The organism is Burkholderia sp. LMG 13014 (genome assembly GCF_905232215.1).
Taxonomy (GTDB): Bacteria; Pseudomonadota; Gammaproteobacteria; order Burkholderiales; family Burkholderiaceae; genus Burkholderia.
Genome location: NZ_CAJNKE010000777.1, coordinates 1 through 2,339, shown reverse-complemented (window position 1 = coordinate 2,339; position 2,339 = coordinate 1). Strand labels below are relative to the sequence as shown.

The 2,339-nt window shown below is 66.3% G+C and carries 4 protein-coding genes and 1 pseudogene; 2 read left to right on the top strand and 3 right to left on the bottom strand.

What is annotated here, in order from left to right; all coding sequences use genetic code 11:
* Window positions 1-26: 26 nt before the first annotated feature.
* Window positions 27-215, bottom strand: a pseudogene (locus JYJ84_RS34480) (helix-turn-helix domain-containing protein); the annotation flags it as partial.
* Window positions 216-363: 148 nt separating this feature from the next.
* On the opposite strand from JYJ84_RS34480, the gene JYJ84_RS34475 reads away from it, so the two are divergent.
* Window positions 364-600 (top strand): ParD-like family protein, encoded by a 237-nt coding sequence (locus JYJ84_RS34475; RefSeq protein WP_175221274.1) that lies wholly within the window; start codon window positions 364-366, stop codon window positions 598-600.
* A complete protein-coding gene (gene map, locus JYJ84_RS34470; protein WP_122944858.1) occupies window positions 600-1,406 on the top strand; it encodes a type I methionyl aminopeptidase in 807 nt (268 codons plus the stop codon). Before JYJ84_RS34475 ends, map begins: the two co-directional genes overlap by 1 nt.
* Window positions 1,407-1,559: 153 nt before the next feature.
* Here map and JYJ84_RS34465 read toward each other — a convergent pair whose 3' ends face one another.
* Together JYJ84_RS34465 and JYJ84_RS34460 are read right to left on the bottom strand one after the other, a co-directional pair.
* Window positions 1,560-2,063: a GAF domain-containing protein gene (locus JYJ84_RS34465; protein WP_174960307.1), complete on the bottom strand. Its 504-nt coding sequence runs from the start codon at window positions 2,061-2,063 to the stop codon at window positions 1,560-1,562.
* Window positions 2,064-2,165: 102 nt separating this feature from the next.
* Window positions 2,166-2,339 (bottom strand): LysR substrate-binding domain-containing protein (locus tag JYJ84_RS34460; RefSeq protein ID WP_240201946.1); only part of this gene is annotated, 174 nt, incomplete at its 5' end.

Genomic DNA, 2,339 nt, shown 5'->3' with positions numbered 1-2,339 from the left:
CAGCGTCAGATGTGAATAAGCGACAGGTCGAGCACGACAGCCGTCGGGCTGGCCGATGCGCGTTCGATGAGCGAGATCATCGAACGGCTGACGCCGGAGCGCGCGGCCAGCGCATCGAGCGTGTAGCCTCGCACGGTGCGCAGGTCGCGCACGCGCCGGGCGATGCGTTCGTTGATGCCGGTGTCGTCGGCAGCGGTGATGGCTGATTCTTTCATGATGGATTTATTTTCCAGCAAACTGGAATTTGCTGTCAACGGGGCGGATGGTTGCCGGCCGACGTCTCGACGGAGTCCGAATGGCTTGCCCGGCAGTCGGACGAGGCGTAATATACGAATCGACTATGTTTCGTTTAATTGGGGATATATGGGCATCATCAAGATTTCCGAGCACATGCACGAGCGGCTGCGCTCGACCAGCACGGCGCTGAGCCGCTCGATCAACGCGCAGGCTGAACACTGGTTGCGCGTCGGGATGCTCTCGGAACTCAATCCGGCGCTGTCCTACGGTGACATCTGCCGGATGCTGATCGAGGCCGAGGCGCGGGGCGGCGAGGTGGGGCCGGCGGAATCGGTCGAGCACGGCATCGAGCAGGTGGCGTAATGGCGAAGCGAGAAATCCCGATCCGCGGCGCTGCGGAAATCGCCAAGTCGCGCGAAGCCGCGAAGCTCGCGTCGCAGGTGCTGACGATGATCACCGAGCACGTGAAGCCGGGCGTCACCACCGACGAGCTGGACGTGCTCTGCCGCAACTACATCGTCGACGTGCTCGGCGCGATCCCGGCGAACATCGGCTACCACGGTTATCCGAAGACGCTGTGCACGTCGGTCAACCACGTGGTGTGCCACGGCATTCCGACGTCGCGGCCGCTGCGCGACGGCGACATCGTGAACCTCGACATCGCGGTGATCAAGGACGGCTGGTTCGGCGATACGAGCCGCATGTATTTCGTCGGCGAACCGAACGAGCTCGCGCGGCGGCTCGTTGCGACGACCTATGAGGCGATGCACGCGGGCATTCGCGCGGTGCGTCCGGGCGCAACGCTCGGCGATGTCGGCTATGCGATCCAGCAGGTCGCGCATCGCGAAGGATTCAGCGTGGTTCGCGAGTACTGCGGGCACGGCATCGGCGATGTCTATCACGACGAGCCGCAGGTGCTTCACTATGGCCGCCCGGGCACCGGCGTGCCGCTGCGGCCGGGGATGATCTTCACGATCGAGCCGATGCTCAACGCGGGCAAGCGCGACACGCGCATGCTGGCGGACGGCTGGACGGTCGTCACGAAGGACCATTCGCTGTCGGCGCAATGGGAGCACATGGTCGTGGTGACCGAGACGGGCTTCGAGGTGCTGTCCGAGGACGCGAAGCCGCAGGCGTTCCCGGCGCTGTCCGGCACGCACGCTGCCTGACACCCGCCGGGCACCGCGAAGAGCGGTGCAGCGGCTCAGCGAAACGGGCCCCTTTGCGGGGCCCGTTTCGTTTTCGTTCGAGGTCGCGCGGCGCGATTCACGCGCGAACGCGGCGACCGGCTGCTCGGTGGAGGAGCGCGGCTTGGCCGCCGTTCAACCGCGCGCCTTTTGCCATGCGGATTCGACGAACACGCGGCACAGCGCTTCCATCCCCTGGCGGTCTTCGTCGTCGAAGCGCGCGGCGACCGGGCTGTCGACGTCCCACACGCCGATCAGCGTTCCGTCGCCTGCCACCAGCGGCACGACGATTTCCGATTCCGATGCGGCGTCGCACGCGATATGGCCAGGGAAGTCATGCACGTCGCGCACGACCTGCGTTTCGCGTGTCTGCGCGGCCGTGCCGCACACGCCTTTGCCGAGCGCGATCCGCACGCAGGCGGGCTTGCCCTGGAACGGCCCGACCACGAGTTCCGTCCCGTCGAAGAAGTAGAAGCCGGCCCAGTTGAGACGGTCGAGCGAGTGGTAGACGAGTGCGGCGAAGTTGGCCGCGTTCGCGGTCAGGTCGCGTTCGGACTCGACGAGCGCGCGCGCCTGCTCGACGAGCGTCGCGTATTGGTCGGCCTTGGAGGCGTTGAGGTCGTTGGACAGCGTGAACATGGCGGGAAAGCGATCAGGGTTGTGGAGTGCGCGATGCGCGTACCGCAGTCTACGGCACGCGCGCTCGGTTTGCAGTGCCCGGTTACGCGTGACGCGGCGCCCTCAATCGGGTTCGAGTTCGGCAAACCGCTCCGCCAGAAAGTCGAGCAGCGCGCGCACCGCGGGCAGCAACCCCCGGCGCGATGCGAACACCGCGTGCACGATCTCGCGGCGCGGTGCCCAGTCGGGCAGCACGGTTACCAACTCACCGCGCGCGACCTCATCGCGCACCATCAT